This is a genomic window from Phocaeicola oris, from assembly GCF_021295095.1.
GTDB classification, from domain to species: domain Bacteria; phylum Bacteroidota; class Bacteroidia; order Bacteroidales; family Bacteroidaceae; genus Phocaeicola; species Phocaeicola oris.
In genome coordinates, this window is sequence record NZ_JAJLQX010000001.1 from 311,293 (window position 1) to 329,081 (window position 17,789).

17 protein-coding genes and 1 rRNA gene are annotated in these 17,789 nt (G+C 37.7%); 16 read left to right on the forward strand and 2 right to left on the reverse strand.

Features of this window, described 5'->3' with window-relative positions:
* Positions 1-65 precede the first annotated feature (65 nt).
* The 16 genes from LO761_RS01385 to LO761_RS01460 all read left to right on the forward strand — a co-directional run bounded on the left by LO761_RS01385 (position 66) and on the right by LO761_RS01460 (position 16,660).
* Entirely contained in the window at positions 66-521 is a 456-nt protein-coding gene (locus tag LO761_RS01385; protein WP_272816542.1) for a cupin domain-containing protein, read from the forward strand.
* 195 nt (positions 522-716) lie between these two features.
* Positions 717-2,144, forward strand: a complete 1,428-nt coding sequence (locus LO761_RS01390) for an alanine/glycine:cation symporter family protein (protein ID WP_272816543.1) — start codon at positions 717-719, stop codon at positions 2,142-2,144.
* Between the two features lie 10 nt (positions 2,145-2,154).
* Positions 2,155-3,144, forward strand: a complete 990-nt coding sequence (locus LO761_RS01395; RefSeq protein ID WP_272816544.1) for a Gfo/Idh/MocA family protein — start codon at positions 2,155-2,157, stop codon at positions 3,142-3,144.
* Between the two features lie 50 nt (positions 3,145-3,194).
* Positions 3,195-3,788, forward strand: a complete 594-nt coding sequence (hisH, locus tag LO761_RS01400) for an imidazole glycerol phosphate synthase subunit HisH (protein ID WP_272816545.1) — start codon at positions 3,195-3,197, stop codon at positions 3,786-3,788.
* Positions 3,785-4,510, forward strand: a complete 726-nt coding sequence (gene hisA / locus LO761_RS01405) for a 1-(5-phosphoribosyl)-5-[(5-phosphoribosylamino)methylideneamino]imidazole-4-carboxamide isomerase (RefSeq protein ID WP_272816546.1) — start codon at positions 3,785-3,787, stop codon at positions 4,508-4,510. The genes hisH and hisA overlap by 4 nt, the downstream gene beginning before the upstream one ends.
* Positions 4,511-4,512: 2 nt before the next feature.
* Positions 4,513-5,268, forward strand: a complete 756-nt coding sequence (hisF, locus tag LO761_RS01410; protein WP_272816547.1) for an imidazole glycerol phosphate synthase subunit HisF — start codon at positions 4,513-4,515, stop codon at positions 5,266-5,268.
* 7 nt (positions 5,269-5,275) lie between these two features.
* The gene (gene hisIE, locus LO761_RS01415; RefSeq protein ID WP_272816548.1) at positions 5,276-5,896 is read left to right on the forward strand and encodes a bifunctional phosphoribosyl-AMP cyclohydrolase/phosphoribosyl-ATP diphosphatase HisIE; all 621 of its coding nucleotides are present in this window, start codon (positions 5,276-5,278) and stop codon (positions 5,894-5,896) included.
* Positions 5,897-5,901: 5 nt separating this feature from the next.
* Positions 5,902-6,657: a cell division ATP-binding protein FtsE gene (locus tag LO761_RS01420; protein ID WP_272816549.1), complete on the forward strand. Its 756-nt coding sequence runs from the start codon at positions 5,902-5,904 to the stop codon at positions 6,655-6,657.
* Positions 6,658-6,722: 65 nt separating this feature from the next.
* Positions 6,723-8,045, forward strand: a complete 1,323-nt coding sequence (locus LO761_RS01425) for an aspartate kinase (RefSeq protein ID WP_272816550.1) — start codon at positions 6,723-6,725, stop codon at positions 8,043-8,045.
* Positions 8,046-8,090: 45 nt separating this feature from the next.
* A complete protein-coding gene (gene lysA, locus LO761_RS01430) occupies positions 8,091-9,251 on the forward strand; it encodes a diaminopimelate decarboxylase (RefSeq protein WP_272816551.1) in 1,161 nt (386 codons plus the stop codon).
* Positions 9,252-9,347: 96 nt separating this feature from the next.
* Complete coding sequence (locus LO761_RS01435) at positions 9,348-10,412, forward strand: glycosyltransferase (RefSeq protein WP_272816552.1); 1,065 nt, start codon at positions 9,348-9,350, stop codon at positions 10,410-10,412.
* 2 nt (positions 10,413-10,414) lie between these two features.
* Positions 10,415-10,801 carry an SMU1112c/YaeR family gloxylase I-like metalloprotein gene (gene gloA2 / locus LO761_RS01440; RefSeq protein ID WP_272816553.1) on the forward strand — a complete coding sequence of 129 codons (387 nt, stop codon included), beginning with the start codon at positions 10,415-10,417 and terminating at the stop codon, positions 10,799-10,801.
* A 67-nt stretch (positions 10,802-10,868) separates the two neighbouring features.
* On the forward strand, positions 10,869-11,477 hold the full coding sequence (locus LO761_RS01445) for a riboflavin synthase (protein WP_272816554.1): 609 nt from the start codon (positions 10,869-10,871) through the stop codon (positions 11,475-11,477).
* A gap of 420 nt (positions 11,478-11,897) precedes the next feature.
* Complete coding sequence (locus LO761_RS01450) at positions 11,898-14,987, forward strand: glycoside hydrolase family 2 TIM barrel-domain containing protein (RefSeq protein ID WP_272816555.1); 3,090 nt, start codon at positions 11,898-11,900, stop codon at positions 14,985-14,987.
* Between the two features lie 466 nt (positions 14,988-15,453).
* Positions 15,454-15,591 (forward strand): hypothetical protein, encoded by a 138-nt coding sequence (locus tag LO761_RS01455; RefSeq protein WP_272816556.1) that lies wholly within the window; start codon positions 15,454-15,456, stop codon positions 15,589-15,591.
* A gap of 85 nt (positions 15,592-15,676) precedes the next feature.
* The gene (locus LO761_RS01460) at positions 15,677-16,660 is read left to right on the forward strand and encodes a hypothetical protein (RefSeq protein ID WP_272816557.1); all 984 of its coding nucleotides are present in this window, start codon (positions 15,677-15,679) and stop codon (positions 16,658-16,660) included.
* A 107-nt stretch (positions 16,661-16,767) separates the two neighbouring features.
* Here the strand turns inward: LO761_RS01460 and LO761_RS01465 are convergent, their stop codons facing one another.
* Positions 16,768-17,616 (reverse strand): endonuclease/exonuclease/phosphatase family protein, encoded by an 849-nt coding sequence (locus LO761_RS01465; RefSeq protein WP_272816558.1) that lies wholly within the window; start codon positions 17,614-17,616, stop codon positions 16,768-16,770.
* Positions 17,617-17,702: 86 nt separating this feature from the next.
* Positions 17,703-17,789: ribosomal RNA gene (gene rrf, locus LO761_RS01470) — 5S ribosomal RNA — on the reverse strand; the annotation flags it as partial.

Genomic DNA, 17,789 nt, shown 5'->3' on the forward strand with positions numbered 1-17,789 from the left:
TCTCTATTGGGAAATTATCTTTGTATCATCAAAAAAGATAATAACTAACTTAAATAATAAAACAAATGAAAGAAATTAAAACAACAAAGAACGGTAAGAATTTTACCGCAGTGAATTTAGGTAAATTGAATGAGATTAAGGATTATGAACTTCACATGGGGCCGAGCATGGTTATCCCCGGAAAAGTTTTTGTCGGGCAATCCCTTGGGACAACAGGCAGTGAGATTTCTTTTCAATCACTCGCGCCCAATCAGGACAGCGGTTTTCTGCACACTCATAAGACACACGAAGAACTTTACCTTATTGTAAAAGGTGAAGGAGAATATCAAGTAGACGGTGAGATTTTCCCTGTAAGTGAAGGTAGTATTGTGAGGGTAGCGCCAAAAGGAAAGCGTGCGTTGAAGAATACAGGTAAGGATGAAATGATTATGATGTGTATTCAATACAAGGCTAATACATTTACTGAAGACGATTCACCAGCCGGTGATGGCGTTATTCTGAACGAACCTTTGAAATGGTAATTGATTTAAATTTTTCCTAATACCTGATCCGCAACATGCTTTCCACATATTGCGGATCGGATTCTTTATAAATATTCCATATTCGAAATGTAAATACCTATTTGCATAACAAACCCAACTTTGAAGAAAATAAAAGCATTTCTTTCTTAATTAAAGTAAAATCACTATTTTCGTAGAAATTTGATTGAAAAAGGAATGTTTAACGGATTGTTCTCAGCCGACAGTTGGCTTAATCATATCATCACATCATTCAGTGATGTAATATGGACATATTTTATCATTATTGTTCTTATCGGGTGCGGACTTTATTTTACATGGAAAACACACTTCGTTCAATTTAGAATGATACGCGAGATGATTCGGCTTCTTTCCGATGCCGTTGCAGACAACAACGGAAAGAATCATATTTCCTCTTTTCAAGCATTTGCAGTATCTGTTGCCACCCGTGTCGGAACCGGAAATTTAGCCGGTGTAGCTACAGCGATAGCTATTGGAGACCCAGGGGCTATTTTCTGGATGTGGATTATCGCCTTGATTGGCTCCGCGTCTGCATTTGTAGAATCTACCCTCGCCCAACTCTTTAAGCGCAACGCGAATGATTCCTATATTGGAGGCCCTGCCTATTATATTTACCACGGGTTGCATAAAAAAGGATTAGCAAACACTTTTGCAATACTTCTGATTCTGACTTTTGGATTCTCATATAACTCTATTCAAAGTAATACTATCTGCGACGCTATGCAGAAAGCGTTCGGATTTGATCCGATACCGGTAGCATTGATTATTACTGCAATGGCCCTTATTATTGTATTTGGCGGAATTCAAAGGATAGCAAAGGTAAGCAGCGTGCTTGTTCCCATCATGGCAATAGGATACTTTATTCTTGCCATTATGGTTGTTGCATTAAATATCCATCAAATTCCTCACGTTTTTCAGCTTATCATTGAAAATGCATTCGGAATCGGTCAGTTTGCAGGAGGAGCTTTAGGAACAACCATCATGATGGGAATAAAACGAGGCTTGTTCAGTAACGAAGCCGGTGAAGGGTCTACTCCTAATGTCGCGGCTACAGCCAGTGTCAGCCATCCGGTAAAGCAAGGTTTAATTCAAACTTTGGGAGTGTTTACTGATACTCTTTTAGTTTGTAGCTGCACAGCCTTTATCATACTCATCAGTGGGCTGTATGATAGTGGAGTCAATGGCATTGTTTTGACACAAAGCGCATTACAAAACGAAATAGGTTCTACCGGCCCTGTTTTCATCGCCATCGCTATTTTCTTTTTTGCATTCAGCAGCATAATAGGAAACTATTACTACGGTGAAGCAAATATCCGATTTATGATAAATAGCAAGAAAGTTCTGACAATTTACCGACTATGCTCCGGAGGTATATTCGTCCTCTTTGGAGGCTTAGCCAGTCTGGACTTTGTTTGGAACATGGGCGATATATGTATGGCTTGCATTACCCTATGCAATTTATTCGCCATTATTCAGCTTAGTAAATATGCATTCCGACTCCTTGACGATTACCGCGAGCAAAAAAGAAAAGGCATAAAAGAACCAATATTTAGAAAACATATATTCCCTGATATAGAAAAAGACATAGAATGTTGGAACGAATAAATTTAAATATATGAAAATAGCTATTATAGGAACCGGAAAGATTATCCCTACAGCTGTTACTGCCATGCAGCAGGTGCAGGAGATAAAGATTACTGCCATATTCGGTCGTCATAAAGAAAAAGCCGAAGCTGTGGCACAGCAATTCCATATTAATAATGTATATGACAATTATGAAGAATTGTTGAATAAAGAAGATGTCGACTTTGTATATGTTGCTTTGGTCAACTCGGCTCATTATGAATATTGTAAAAAGGCACTTCTGAAACATAAAAATGTCATCGTAGAGAAACCTTTCTGTTCTTGTTTGGAAGAGGCAAAAGATTTATCAGAAATTGCTTTGAAAAATCACCTCTATCTGATAGAAGCTGTAACCTTATTACACATGCCTAACACACATGCAATAGATGCCGATCTGCCAAAATTGGGGAATATCAAATTGATTAACTGCAATTACTCCCAATACTCCAGCAGATATGACAAATACTTGAATAAAATAATAGAACCGGTTTTTGATCCGAAACTGTCAGGCGGAGCATTGATGGATATTAATATCTATAATTTAAATTTTGTTCTACATATCTTAGGCAAACCGGATAGTATCCGCTACGACGCAAATATAGGATATAATCAAATAGACACATCAGGCATTCTCACATTGAAATATAAAAACTGTTACGGTATTTGTGTCGGGGCAAAAGACAGTGCCAGTCCCGGATACTGTACAATTCAGGGGGATAAAGGATGGCTTAAAGTGAGTGGAGGGCCCAATGAATTTGTCGGCTATACCTTATTTACTAACGGTAAGATGGAAGAAAAAAGAATGAATCTATTCGAAAATAGAATGACGCATGAATTCATGGAATTTGTTGAGATGTTTAATAAAAAAGACTATGATACCATGAAACGATTTTTAATGCAATCTTTAATCGAAATGGATATCATTGATGAAGCAAGAAAGCAAGTAGGAATACCAATTATAAATTTATCTGGTAAATATTAGTACAATTTGCTATATAAATACTACTTTTGCAATGCAATTTGGAATTTAAAATGAAAGTAGCTATTATCAAATATAATGCCGGAAACGTATATTCAGTTAACCATGCGTTAAAACGATTGGGGATTGAAGCTGAGCTGACTGATGACAAAGAAACGTTGTTAAAAGCAGATAAAATTATTTTTCCGGGGCAAGGAGAAGCTTCAACCACAATGAATTATCTAAGAGAGCATCAACTTGACCAACTGATTAAAAGTTTAAAACAACCTACTTTGGGTATTTGTATTGGTATGCAACTGCTTTGTGAACATTCGGAAGAAGGTAATACTGACTGCTTGGGCATATTCCCTACGACAGTGAAGAAATTCATTCCTACAAAAGGAGAAAAAGTGCCTCATATAGGATGGAATACTATTACTGATTTAAAAAGTGATTTATATAAAGATACAAGTGATGATGAATTCGTTTATTTTGTTCACAGCTTTTATGTTCCTTTGAATGAATTCACTACTGCAACAACGAATTATGTTCTTCCTTTCAGTGCTTCCCTTCATAAAGACAATTTCTACGCCACTCAGTTTCATCCCGAAAAGAGTGGGAAGATTGGCGAAAAAATATTACGGAACTTTTTGGATATAAAACTATGATTGAGATTATTCCTGCTATTGATATCATTGAAGGAAGATGCGTACGACTTTCTAAAGGAGATTATAATACTAAAAAAATATATAATGAGAATCCACTGGAAGTAGCAAAAGAATTTGAAACCAATGGCATACGACGCTTACATGTTGTCGACTTGGATGGAGCCGCTTCACAGCATATTATTAATTACAAAGTACTTGATCTGTTAGCCGGACATACATCACTGACCATTGATTTCGGAGGTGGCATAAAAACCGACGAAGACCTTCAGATAGCATTCGATAATGGGGCTATGATAGTAACATTAGGAAGCGTAGCGGTTAAACAACCTGAATTACTCAAGAAATGGCTGCAGAAATATGGTTCAGAGAAATTAATTCTTGGGGCCGACGTCAAAGATGGAAACATAGCAATCAATGGTTGGAAAGAAGAAAGTCAAAATAAACTTATGCCATTCCTCGAACATTATACCAAGCAAGGCGTTTCCAATGTACTTTGCACAGATATCGAACGCGACGGCATGTTACAAGGACCGGCTATTTCCCTCTATAAAGATATTATAAAAACTTTTCCAAAAATGCATTTGATAGCCAGTGGAGGTGTTGGCAAAATTGAAGATATCTATCAGCTGGAAGATTCATATATACCGGCTGTCGTATTGGGTAAAGCTCTATATGAAGGGACAATTAAATTAGTAGAACTTAAACCTTTCATCAATAATTAATCATGATATCAAAAAGAATAATACCTTGCTTAGATATAAAAGCCGGACAAACTGTAAAAGGCACAAATTTTATCAACCTACGCAGTGCCGGAGACCCGATAGAACTTGGCCAACTATACAGTGATCAGGGAGCAGATGAATTGGTTTATCTTGATATAACAGCAAGTTTTGAAGGAAGAAAAACATTTACTGAGTTAGTAAAAAAAGTGGCTGCCAATATCAGCATACCTTTTACTGTTGGTGGTGGTATTCATGAAATTGGCGATGTAGACCGTTTATTGAATGCCGGAGCTGATAAGGTATCCATAAATTCTTCTGCTATTAAAAATCCGAATTTAATAAATGATATAGCCAAACATTTCGGATCACAAGTATGTGTGGTCGCTATTGATGCAAAGAAAAGACCCAATGGCTGGAAATGTTTTCTAAATGGAGGACGAATTGAAACAGACAAAGAATTATTCAGTTGGGCAAAAGAAGCAAACGACCGGGGAGCAGGAGAAATTCTTTTTACGAGTATGGATCATGATGGCGTTAAAAATGGATTTGCCAATGAACCTTTAGCCAGGTTATCCTCTACTCTTTCCATTCCAATAATTGCATCAGGAGGCGCCGGCAAAATGGAACATTTTAAAGATGTATTTATAGAAGGAAAAGCTGACGCTGCGTTGGCTGCCAGTGTTTTTCACTTTGGAGAAATACAAATTCCAAAATTAAAACAGTATCTTTGCAACGAAGGTATTAATATACGATTATAACGTTATTATGGATAAGTTAAAGTTAGATTTTGAAAAGATGAACGGACTCATTCCTTCCATTATACAAGATGCTGATACCCAAAAAGTATTGATGCTTGGATACATGAATGAGGAAGCATATAAAAAAACGGTAGAAACAAAAAAAGTTACTTTCTACAGTCGTACTCGTAAAGCACTTTGGACAAAAGGAGAAACAAGTGGTAACTTTTTGCATGTAGTAAGTATTAAAGCCGATTGCGACAATGACACCTTATTAATAGAAGTTCATCCCGATGGGCCTGTATGTCATACCGGCGCAGATACTTGTTGGAATGAAAAAAATGAGCAGGATATCCTATTCTTAAAAGAATTGCAAGACTTTATCTCCAAACGTCATGAAGAAATGCCGGAAGATTCTTATACTACCAACTTATTTCAATCGGGAATAAATAAAATGGCTCAAAAAGTTGGCGAAGAAGCTGTTGAAACTGTTATTGAAGCAACAAATGGTACCAAGGAGCGTTTAATTTACGAAAGTTCGGATTTGCTTTACCATTTAATTGTACTTCTCACATCAAAAGGTCTTCGGATAGAAGATCTTGCGAAAGAACTGAAAGATCGGCATAAACCGAATTGGAAAAAACATTAAAAGATATGGAAAGAAGCGAAGTTTTGATACACTATAAAGATGTTTATATCAACCAACAAGAATTTTGTGTGTTGGAAAATATAGATTTAGAGCTGAACAAAGGTGAGTTTGTTTATCTCATCGGAAAAGTCGGCTCAGGAAAAACATCTTTACTCAAAACATTCTATGGAGAATTAAGTATCGCTTCAGGTGAAGCTAATGTTTTAGGCTTCGAGATGAAAAATATTCGCAGAAAAAAGATTCCGACTCTACGTAAAAGGTTAGGCATCGTTTTTCAGGATTTTCAACTCCTTACAGACCGAACAGTTCGAGATAACTTAAAATTTGTACTAAAAGCTACCGGCTGGAAAGAAAAAGCAGCTATTGACGATCGAATTGAAGAAGTTTTAAAACAAGTAGATATGGAAGGCAAAGGCTATAAAATGCCTAACCAGCTTTCCGGAGGAGAACAACAACGAATAGTCATTGCCAGAGCCATACTAAACAGACCCGATATTATCTTAGCTGATGAACCTACCGGCAATTTAGATATAGAAACAAGTTGTAAGATTGTAGAGTTGCTTAAATCCATCAGTTCCAAAGGTTCCGCGGTTATTATGAGTACACATAATTTACATCTTGCAAAACGCTATCCGGGAATTGTTTATCGCTGTAAAGATCATCATGTAAAAGAGATAACTAAAGAATTCTTCAATGAGCAATCGGAACAAATAGAAGAATTAGTACAGAAAGAAGATACAAAAGGAACAAATCATGCCTAATATTTTATATATTTGCAGCCAAGAATTTGTTACTTTATTAAATAATATTTTAATACGAGACGAAGATGAAAGTTTTAAAGTTTGGAGGTACATCAGTTGGTTCTGCCCAACGAATAAAGAACGTTGCCAAATTGATTACAAATGGAGAACAGAAACTTGTCGTGCTCTCTGCTATGGCAGGAACAACAAATATATTAGTAGAAATATCAGACTATTTATACAAAAAGAATCCTGATGGAGCAAATGAAGTAATTAATCGGTTGGAAACTCAATACCGAAAACATATCAATGAGCTCTACTCTACCGAAACTTATAAACAGAAAACAAGTGATGCCTTAAAAGCACAATTTGAATTCATTCGATCGTACACGAAAGACTTATTCACTCTTTTTGAGGAAAAAGTAATTTTAGCGCAAGGTGAATTGATGTCTACATGCATGATGACCAATTATCTACAGGAGCAAGGAGTCAAAGTTGAATTGCTTCCTGCGCTTGAATTCATGCGTACAGATAAAAACGGAGAACCGGACCCCGTATATATCAAAGAAAAATTAAATGCCCAATTAGACTTACACCCCGGAGCTGATATATATATTACTCAAGGCTTTATCTGCAGAAACGCCTATGGAGAAATAGATAACCTGCAACGTGGAGGAAGCGATTACACTGCATCTTTAATAGGAGCAGCTATACATACTGATGAAATTCAAATCTGGACAGATATTGATGGTATGCACAATAATGACCCTCGATTCGTTAATCATACAGAGCCTGTTCCACGTTTGCAATTTGAAGAAGCTGCTGAGCTGGCATACTTCGGCGCTAAAATTCTACATCCCACTTGCATCCAACCGGCAAAATACGCTAATATCCCTGTCCGATTACTGAATACTATGGATCCCTCTGTTCAGGGAACTTTAATTTCTAATGATTTGGTTTCCGACACTATTAAAGCTGTAGCTGCAAAAGATAATATTACAGCTATCAAAATTAAATCGGGTCGTATGCTCCTCGCCTATGGATTCCTTCGTAAAGTATTCGAGATTTTTGAAAGTTACCAAACTTCCATCGACATGATCTGCACATCTGAGGTTGGCGTATCTGTTACCATTGATAATACAACTCATTTAAATGAGATTATTGATGACTTAAAGAAATACGGAACCGTTACTGTCGATAAAAACATGTGCATTATTTGTGTAGTAGGCGATTTAGAATGGAGCAATGTTGGATTCGAAGCAAACGCTTTGGACGCAATGCGCGACATTCCGGTGCGTATGATTTCGTTTGGAGGAAGTAACTACAACATCTCTTTTCTGGTAAAAGAAGAAGATAAAAAACGTGCGCTCCAATCATTGAGCAATCATCTGTTTAATAATAAAATTTAATATTAAAGACGAGAGGATGCCCACCTTTATTTGGCATTAAATTCAATGAAAACGTTTTTCCCTATCAACCAATTTCAAAGTTTAAAAACACCTTTTTATTATTATGATACTTCATTACTTCGCGAAACAATAGACTGCATAAACAAAGAAGCAAAGAAATATGAGAAGTTTTGCGTTCATTATGCAATTAAATCAAACGCTAACCCTAAAATTCTATCTATCATAAATGAAGGAGGATTAGGCGCTGATTGTGTTAGCGGGGGTGAAATACGTGCAGCTTTGAATGCCGGTTTCCCAAATGATAAGATTGTTTTTGCCGGAGTTGGCAAAACAGATTGGGAAATTGATTTAGGACTTAATAATAACATCTCTTGCTTTAATGTAGAATCTATACCGGAAATAGAAGTAATTAACGATTTAGCGACAGCAAAGAATAAAATCGCGAATGTAGCTTTTCGAATTAATCCCAATGTTGGAGCACATACTCATGCAAACATCACTACCGGTCTTGCGGAGAATAAATTTGGCATAAGTATGGAAGATGTCGATAAAGTCATTGATTTGACCTTAGGCATGAAAAACGTGAAGTTTGTAGGATTGCACTTCCATATAGGCTCTCAAATTTTGGATATGAATGATTTTATTGCACTCTGCAATAGAATAAATGAACTTCAGGAAAAACTATATGCCAGACAGATTATTGTAAACAGCATCAATGTCGGAGGAGGATTAGGTGTCGATTACCAACACCCCGACCGTCAATCCATTCCCGATTTTGCGACGTACTTCGCGACTTATCACAAACATCTGAGACTACGCCCTAAACAAACTCTACATTTTGAATTAGGTCGTTCAGTCGTTGCCCAGTGTGGAAGTCTTATAAGTAGAGTCGTATTTGTTAAACAAGGTACCCATAAACAGTTTGTCATACTTGACGCGGGAATGACCGATTTAATCCGACCCGCGCTATACCAAGCATATCATAAAATAGAAAATATCACTTCAGAAGAACCAATAGAAACTTATGATGTGGTGGGACCGATTTGTGAATCTTCCGATGTGTTTGGAAAAGCAATAGATATAAACAAAACACATCGAGGGGATTTAATTGCCATCCGTTCTGCCGGAGCATACGGTGAAATTATGGCCTCACAATATAATTGTAGAGAACTGCCTAAAGGATATATGTCAGAAGAACTGATATAATAAACCTTCAATACTATGGAATTCACACTTACTGGTTTCATTTTACCCTTTCTTATCATTTGCTTATTATTCATTCAGCTATATTATTGGCAAAGAATGTTTAATGGCATCCACCTCTTGATAAAAAAACCGTTGAAATGTACCAATAATTATCCTCCTATATCGGTTATTCTTGTATCGAAAGATACAGGAATAGCAATAGAAAAAAACCTCATCCCCATCTTAGAACAAGATTATCCAACATTCGAGGTTATTGTAGTAAATGACCAATCGAATGACGATTACGATAGTACGCTTACTCTGTTAGAATCAAAATATCACAATCTTTATCATACTTTTATCCCTGAAAGCGCTAAATATATCAGTCATAAGAAATTGGGAATCAGCATGGGAATAAAGGCCAGCCACTATGATTGGTTAGTATTTACGGAAATATATTGCAAACCTTCAAGTAACCAATGGCTGAAAAAGTTATCAGATAACTTTACGGATGAAACTGATATAGTATTAGGATATAGCAATTACGAGAAAGCCGATAGTTGGTTCAATAAGAAAATTACGTATGACAAGCTGATTAACTCCATGCGTTTTTTAAGTATGGCTATTATGGGCATGCCATATATGGGAAATGGCAAGAACTTAGCTTACCGAAAATCTCTCTTTATGAAACAAAACGGATTTACCAACCAACTGAAATGGAAACATGACGAAGATGATTTATTTATCAATCAAACCGCAAAGAAAAAAAATACCGGAGTTGAGGTTAGTCGTGAAAGCATTATACGTATATCCATGCCAACAAAACGAACATGGGAGAATGAAAAGATTAATTATGCGGCAACCAGCCAATTATTCAAAGGTATAGGTAAATTCATCGTCGGATTTGAAACGCTTACTCGAATCTTATTCTATTTTGTTACTATCTATTCTTTAATTACAGGACTCTTATTTCAACAGTGGATGCTTTTAGGAATAGCTTTTTTATGTCTTATCGCGCAACTGATTGTAGAAATAAAAGTAATACATCAAACGGCTGTTGATTTAGGAGAAAGAGAATTCCGCTTTTTAATACCCCTATTTAATGTAATCCAACCGCTCTGGAACTGGAAGTTCAAGTTGAATAGAGCAAAGCACCATCAAAATAATTTTCAAAAAATATAAAGATGAAGATAAATAAAGTGCATCATATCGCTATCATAACTTCCGATTATAAGAAAGCCATACACTTCTATCAAGACGTTTTAGGATTAACACTTGAGAAAGAAACATACCGACCTGCACGCCAATCGTACAAAGCCGATTTATATTTAAATGGTGAATATACAATAGAGCTCTTTTCTTTTCATAACCCACCCAAAAGATTATCATACCCCGAAGCCGTAGGATTACGCCATTTAGCTTTCGAAGTGGATAATATAGAAAATACATTTGAAGAACTTAACTCTAAAGGCATACGCCCACAAGAAATAAGAATAGACGAACTGACCGGTAAAAAGTTCTTTTTTATCTATGATCCCGATGAATTACCTATAGAATTTTATGAAAAGTAAACATTAAACATGCAACTTTCCATTTTATTTGAACTAACTTTGTACTAAACCAAAATATAAAATAATTATGTTCTCAGGAATTGTAGAAGCAACAGCAAAAGTCGTGAAGATAATAAAAGATCAAGAGAATATTCATTTCACTTTTACTTGTCCTTTTGCGGATATGTTAAAAATAGATCAAAGCATATCTCATAACGGAGTATGCTTAACTGTCGTAAGTTTAGATAAATCATCAAAAACTTATGTTGTTACTGCCATGAAAGAAACGCTCGACCGTTCAAACTTAGGGCTCTTAAAAGAGGGTGATGAAGTAAACGTTGAACGCAGCATGCAGCTAAACGGACGACTTGACGGGCATATCGTTCAAGGACATGTGGATGAAACCGCAGAATGTACAGATATTAAAGACGCGCAAGGCAGTTATTATTTCACTTTCAAATATCCTTTTAATAAAGAAATGGCTCAGCGCGGATATTTTACCGTCGACAAAGGATCGGTTACTGTTAACGGTGTCAGCTTAACTGTTTGCGACCCTACAGACAATTCTTTTCAGGTTGCTATCATACCCTATACCTTTGAAAATACTAATTTCCATTCCATCAAAATAGGATCAAAAGTAAATATTGAATTTGATATTTTAGGAAAATACTTAGCCGGACTAAATCAGTTCAAATAACTCTGCGCTTTCTTTATTTAATCAGATTCAATCCTTCACTCACACTGCTAATTCAATCGACTGAGCAAGATGGGTGAAGGATAATATTGATTGCTTCTTTCAACAACCTTTATTACTTCTATTTTCTGCTTGATAAATCCTTAAAGTCACAAGCGAATTTAGGTGTATCACGCACGTGAACCACATGTACCACGCACGTGAACCACATGCACCACGCACGTGAACCACATGTACCACGCACGTGAACCATGTGAACCACGTACGTGAACAACCTAAATTATTTAGAAAAACAAGGATACGATATCGTTCATCATCAAGTTGATAAGTATCATATTAGTAATCTTTATTTTACTTCCACAAATTGTATTTGAAAAGCTTTTATATTATCTTTGTGCAGATTTTAATTATATATATCATATTATGAAAAAACAAATTGCAACCGGACTGTTTGTTTTGACAGCTCTAACTATGAACGCGCAGTCGAACGAATGGCAAAACCCTGAAGTGAACGCAGTTAATCGCTATCCTATGCATGTTAATTACTTTGCATACGAAAACGCAAAAGCTGCCGATCAAGGAGTAAAAGAGAATTCCGCTAATTTCATGACATTGAATGGTACATGGAATTTCAATTGGGTAAAGAATGCAGACCAACGTCCTCTTGATTTCTGGAAAACAGATTTCAATGATAAAGGATGGGACAAAATGAAAGTCCCTGCGGTATGGGAATTGAACGGTTACGGTGACCCTATTTATGTTAATGTCGGGTTTATTTGGCGTAACTTCTTCAAACCTGATCCACCAAAAATTCCAACAGAAAACAATCACGTCGGATCATATCGTAAAACTATCGTTGTTCCTGCTTCATGGAAAGGAAAAGATATCATTGCTCATTTTGGTTCTGTAACTTCAAACATGTATCTTTGGGTGAACGGAAAGTATGTCGGGTACAGTGAAGACAGCAAATTGGAAACAGAATTTGATTTGACCTCTTACTTAAAGCCGGGACAGAAAAACTTAATTGCTTTTCAAGTATTCCGCTGGTGCGATGGTTCTTATTTGGAAGATCAAGATTTTTTCCGTTATAGCGGTGTAGCTCGCGACTGTTACTTATATGCCCGTAACAAGAAACGTATTGAAGATATACGTGTTACTCCCGATTTGGACTCCCGGTATAAAAATGGAACTTTACATATTCAATTAAGTTTAAAAGGTTCCGGTACTGTTGATTTAAAGCTGTCGGACGCGATGGGAAAAGAAGTCGCGAGTACTTCAACTAAATCAAATACAGCATCTATAAGTTTAGACAATGTCAATAAATGGTCGGCCGAAACTCCTTATTTATATACATTGACAGCTTCTTTACAGGGAACAGATGAAGTAATTCCTATCAAAGTTGGCTTCCGTAAAGTAGAACTTGTTAAAGATCAGATACTTGTTAATGGTATGCCGGTACTCTTCAAAGGAGCCGACCGCCACGAAATGGATCCGGATGGCGGATACGTGATGTCTAAGCAACGTATGATTCAGGATATGCAATTATTCAAAAGCTTCAATCTAAACGGCGTTCGTACCTGCCATTATCCGGACGATAACTTCTGGTACGATTTATGCGACCAATACGGACTTTATATGGTAGCTGAAGCTAATATTGAATCACACGGAATGGGTTACGGCGAGAAAACTTTAGCAAAAAATCCTTCATACGCTAAAGCACACATGGAACGTAATCAACGAAATATTCAACGTAACTTTAATCATCCGGCAATTATATTTTGGTCGTTAGGAAATGAAGCCGGCGACGGACCAAACTTTGAGGCTTGTTATAAATGGATAAAGAAAGAAGATCCAAGTCGTGCGTGCCAATATGAGCAGGCTCGCGAAAAAGATCATACCGATGTGTTCTGTCCTATGTATTATAATTATGAAAGAACAGAAGCATACGGAAAAGCAACTGATAAGAAAAAGCCTTTAATACAGTGCGAATATGCTCATGCCATGGGTAACTCGGAAGGCGGATTCAAAGAGTATTGGGATTTATTCCGTAAATATGACAACTTACAGGGTGGTTTCATTTGGGATTTTGTTGACCAGTCCTGCCGTTGGAAAGGAAAAGACAGTGTAACTATTTATGGCTATGCCGGCGACTTTAACAAATTCGAATATGGCGATCAAAATTTCTGTGATAACGGATTAGTTAGCCCTGACCGGGTTCCGAATCCTCACATGTATGAAGTTGGATATTATTATCAGAATATCTGGACTACTCCGGCAGACATGGAGAAAGGTCAGATTAATATTTATAATGAAAACTTCTTCCGTGATCTTTCTGCTTATTACATGGAATGGACATTGTTACACAATGGTGAAGCTGTTAGAAGCGGACGCGTTGATAATTTGAATGTTGGTCCCCACGAAACAAAGACTTATACGATTGATTATGGCACAACTTGTAAGCATTGTGAATGGCTGCTGAATGTTTCCTATAAATTGAAGAATCGAGAAGGTTTACTCGCCGCAGGACACGAAGTGGCAAAAGATCAGTTAACCATTAATCCATATTCTGCTAAGGAATTAGTAATCAAAAATAAGCAGAATACCAATATAGACGTTGAAAATCCTGTTTTAAAGGACAATGATGAAACCTATTTAATTGTTAACGGAGATAACTTTACAGTAGAATTTGATCGTCGTAACGGATATATGATTCGCTATGCCGCTAATGGATTAGAAATGATAAAAGATGGAGCTGCGCTGACTCCTAATTTCTGGAGAGCTCCAACAGACAATGATATGGGAGCCAACTTACAAAAGAAGTTCAGTGCATGGAAGAATCCGGGAACTAAACTAACCTCTTTCAAATCGAAGATGGAAAATGGCTTAGTTATTGTTGACGCAGAATATGACATGCCGAACGTTTCCGCGAAATTGGCATTAAATTATACCATTAATAATGCCGGTCAAATTAAAGTCACACAGAAAATGACAGCAGACAAAACGGCAAAAGTATCTGATTTCTTCCGTTTCGGTATGCAACTGGTTATGCCAAAGAGCTTTGAAACCATTGAATATTATGGACGCGGACCTGTTGAGAATTACAGTGACCGAAATCATGTTACAGATTTAGGCATATACAGACAAAGTGTTGACGAACAATTCTATCCTTACATTCGTCCGCAGGAGAATGGTAATAAAACAGATATCCGCTGGTGGAAGCAATTGGCAAGTGGTGGCAATGGATTACAAATCGTGGCAGATGCTCCATTTTCAGCTTCTGCATTGCATTATACTATTGAATCATTGGATGATGGATTAGAAAAACATAATTCTCATTCAGAAGAAGTTAAGCAAGCAAATCTGACTAATTTACTGATTGATAAAGTTCAAATGGGGTTAGGATGTGTAACAAGCTGGGGAGCATTACCATTAGATAAATACATGCTTCATTATGGAGATTATGAATTCACATTCATGCTCTCTCCGGTAGAACACGCTATTGATATTAAATAAATCTGTCAACATACAAAAAGAGAGGTTGTGTCATTTCAATTATGGCACAACCTTTTTTTATGCGCAAGGCCCCGACTTTCCTATAAATTCAAGATAGAAGCGATCTGCGTACCGCAAATAATTTTGTGTTTTCTTTGCCATGTTAAAAAAACGTTATATCTTGTACCCGAAATTATAAAACCAATACGCTATGCGGTCACAAGGCGCACATACCACCTTTGTCACACCATTCGTTGCTTCGCGGCACGAAACCGCTATGGCGTTTTACCCTCCCCGTTAACATCATTTAACAAAACGAGATTTCCGACCGCTTATCCGGTGCCGGATATATGGTCTGCACGTGCGATCGGCGTTGCGGCACGCAATTACGTGTCGCGGTTATCTGCCTTGGGCTTCGGGGCATCTGTTTCCATGCCGAACGACTTAAGTATTAAATAAATATATAAATCCATTAAAATTTAAACGTATGAATGAAAATCAAGACAAATTACCGGCGCGGGAACAGTATACCGCGCCCCAAATCGGAATCATCAACATGGAGCCGGAACAGAACATCCTCAGCGGCAGCGGCACCGTTCCCGACATGCCGGGCGAATCATGGTAAAAGAGCCATGAGCATTGAACCGTTAAACAATTAAACATCCAAACGATTAGACAATCGAACAGTTGAACATTTAAAATTACGTGTTATGAATTATAAATTATTACTTATCCTCGCTGCCGTGTCGCTTATCTTTGTCGGCTGCGCCAAGGACGAACTGACAGAACAGCCGCAACCACGTGTGATGCGCTTTACCGCCACCGTGGAAGAACCTGCCGACACCCGTGCCACATTGGAAGAGACCGATGCCGGAGCCATCCGTTTCAAATGGAAAACCACTGACATCATACAAATGGCATTCGTGCAAGGAACTACAAAGAAAAACGCCAACGCTGCCGTTACTTCGGTAAGCGAGGACGGGCGCACCGCCCAATTTAGCGTGAAAGTACCCGACAAAATCACCGGCGACTTTATCCTCTACGCTTACCGTAGCAGCCGATATGATTCTTATACCGGAGGCAGCGAACTGCTTGCCACCGACCCTACCATTGCCGTGCTGCCTATGATGCCTTCGACTTATACTGCGACCTTATATGGACAATCCATGCCGATATCGGTTTGGTGTAAAAAAGACATCACGTACAGCGGGGGCGTCCTGCCCGATGTATCGCTTGCCTTCCAACACTTGGGGGCGATGATGACCGTGAAAGTGAAAAACAGCACCGGTGTCGAAGTGAATGATATATTCAGAATTAGGTTAAAAGGCACAAAATATTGGGTGTGGAACTATGCAGGAAATGGAATGGCGCAGTTCAATATGGCTATCGGCAGCTATGTAACCGGTGAAGAGATGAAGAATATCGCCTTAGAAATTAGTACGAATATGACTTGGTATGGCGGTATCGCCGCAGGAGCCGAAAAAACCTACTACACGTGGTTTGTACCCGGAGCATATACCGAGGGCAATGCCATCGCTTTGGAGGCTATAGACAGTTCATGGAACGATATTGGTACCACCGGTCCTTCGGGCAGCAAAAATCAAATCGATTTCCAACCCGGCAATAACTACCGCGTAGCTATTGAAATAACCGGTACCAGCCCTAACTATAAACTCAATTTTGTGCCGTGGTAAGTAGGAAGCCGGTCAGAGTGATCTGACAAATGCAATAAATACAAAGAAAGAGAGGTTGTGTCGAAACGCTGGCACAACCTCTCTTTACTTTTTATCTAATATTGAAACTAAAATTCCAAATCAGCCCAATGCGGATTATGATCAGATATAAAGCCTTTGGAATCCTCTCGAGGAATTCCGGCTTTAACAACATGAATAGAAGGAGTAACAAAAATAAAATCAATCTTTTCACGCTCGGCTATAGGAACACGTCCGTAATCATGAAATGTATAATTTACACCTTCCTTTGAATTTGCTATCTTATACGCGTCTTCCAAAACAAATTCATTTGTAGTAATTGTTTTATAAGCTTCACTTTGGTCATTAACATTAAAATCACCTGTCAAAACAGCCGGCTTATCACCAACAATTTCTTTAATCTTCCTGATGATTAATAATGCGCTCTGTCTACGAGCCTCTGTTCCAATATGATCGAAATGAGTATTAACAGCCATAAATATTTTACCTGAACGTTTATCTTTCAGCTTTGCCCAAGTAGCAATGCGAACACAAGCAGCATCCCATCCCTTTTTACCTACACTATCTGGATTTTCAGATAACCAGAAAGTATTAGAGTCTAATAACTCAAATCTATCTTTCTTAAAAAAAACAGCACTATATTCGCCACCTTCTTTGCCATCATCACGTCCAACACCAACAGCTTGGAAACCAGAAAGCCTTTCTTCCATATCGACCAATTGATTATGAAGAACCTCTTGTGCGCCAAAGACATCAATATTCATATCTTTAATCCACTGACAAGCTCTGTCACGACGATATTGCCAACTATTTAAACTATCGTACGGAGTATCTAAACGAATATTGAAAGTAGCCCATCTGACATCAACTTTTTGGTTCCTCTTCGTACAACCTACAAAAGAGAATAGTAGAAATAATAAATATAAAACCTTTTTCATAATAGAAGTATTTAATAAAATTATGTAAACATCATTCATTCACCATAAAAAAAGAGGAGTCTTTCCTGTTCAAGGAAGACTCCTCAAGAAGGCAGCTGCCTACTCTCCCACTCTGACGCAGTACCATCGGCGTGACGGGGCTTAACTTCTCTGTTCGGAATGGGAAGAGGTGG